The sequence below is a fragment of the Micromonospora sp. CPCC 206060 genome, assembly GCF_036906895.1.
In the GTDB taxonomy this organism is placed as follows: Bacteria; Actinomycetota; Actinomycetes; order Mycobacteriales; family Micromonosporaceae; genus Micromonospora.
This window is the reverse complement of the sequence record NZ_JBAKHU010000229.1, coordinates 1-1,296: the sequence shown is the minus strand read 5'-3', so window position 1 is coordinate 1,296 and position 1,296 is coordinate 1. Positions and strand designations below refer to the sequence as shown.

Below are 1,296 nucleotides of genomic sequence, written 5' to 3'. Positions count from 1 at the left end.
CAACCCACCGAACAACAAACGATCACGCAACAACCGCTAAACACCACTCCACAGGACTTGACCGTCGGACGCGGGAGCGCCGTTGGGCGTAACTACGGGCGAACTTGGCCACCAATCCACCGACGAACGACGCGGCGAGGTTGACCGCTGTTCAGACAGCCGCCCAGGTCGCCCTTGATCAGACAGTTCAGCACGTCGGTGATCCCCAGCTCATCCATGGCTACCTTCGCCAGGGGCTTCGCCCGCTTGCCGGATGATCTGTTTCGCCCGCGCGGTCCGTGCCTGCCGTTCCCGCTCTGCCGCCGGGCCCGGTCACTGCCGATCCAACCTCGCGCCGCACAGCCGACGCGGCGAGCGGGCCGCGGGTGAGCGTCCCCATCGGATCGCCCAGAAGCCCGTTCGACAGGCGATGACCGCACCGCCCAGGCCGGGCACGAGCACGACCTTGCGACCGTACCGGTCCGCGACCGTGCCGGCTGTGAGGAGCGGAGCGATCAGGCCGACCATGTAGGCGGCAAATGCCACCGCCAGGATGCCCGAGTTGAACGCCCACTCGGCCCGCCACCGGGGATACCACGGTGTCGGTGCGTTGGAGAGCACGGACCCCGCCGTCACCGTGCTCGCCGCAGCCACTGACTACCCCAACCGCCTACCGCGACGCGCGATCGCCGTGCTCTCGTTCACGCCCGCGCCTCCCGACCGCGTCGCTGCACGAAACCGGGGAACCCGTGTCGATGCGCCGCCACGGCGATGATCAGCGCAGCGATCAAAAGAGCGAGCGCCGCCCACGGCAGCGAAGAAGGGCCGACGCTGCTGAGCAGGACACCGCCGACGATACCGCCGCTGGCGATACCGATGTTCCAGCAGGGACTGGGCGACATCACCGGCCGCCCCCGCAGCCTCGGCCGAGGCGGTTTGAAGCAGGGTCGCCGCACCGCCGAAGGCCAGCCCCCACACCGCCGCACTGGCGAACACCAGCCACGGCAGGGCAGCGAACACACCCAGGGCGAGGGTCGCGAGGGCGAACAGGGCGCAGCTGGCGATCATGAGGGGTCGCAGGTGCCGGTCAATGTGCACGCCGGTGAGCCAGATACTCAGCAGGGACACGACGCCGAACACGAGTAGCACGGCGTCGACGCGATCGACGAGCCCGAAGGGTGCGAGGAACGGGGCGATGTAGGTATAGAGGATGTTGTGGGCGAGGACGAACGTGAGTGTCACGAACAGCACCGCTGTGGTTCCCCTCGTAACGTGGAGGCCAGGACTTGAGGGATAGAGGCTCATGGCTGAAACGAG

Annotated in this window: 2 protein-coding genes; both read right to left on the bottom strand. The window is 67.8% G+C overall.

Annotated features, from left to right (window positions below; all coding sequences use genetic code 11):
- Positions 1 to 312: 312 nt before the first annotated feature.
- On the bottom strand, positions 313 to 615 hold the full coding sequence (locus V6U90_RS33435; RefSeq protein WP_334445184.1) for a hypothetical protein: 303 nt from the start codon (positions 613 to 615) through the stop codon (positions 313 to 315).
- 21 nt (positions 616 to 636) lie between these two features.
- Positions 637 to 1,221, bottom strand: coding sequence for a hypothetical protein (locus tag V6U90_RS33430; RefSeq protein ID WP_334445182.1), 585 nt, complete (start codon positions 1,219 to 1,221; stop codon positions 637 to 639).
- Between the last annotated feature and the right edge of the window lie 75 nt (positions 1,222 to 1,296).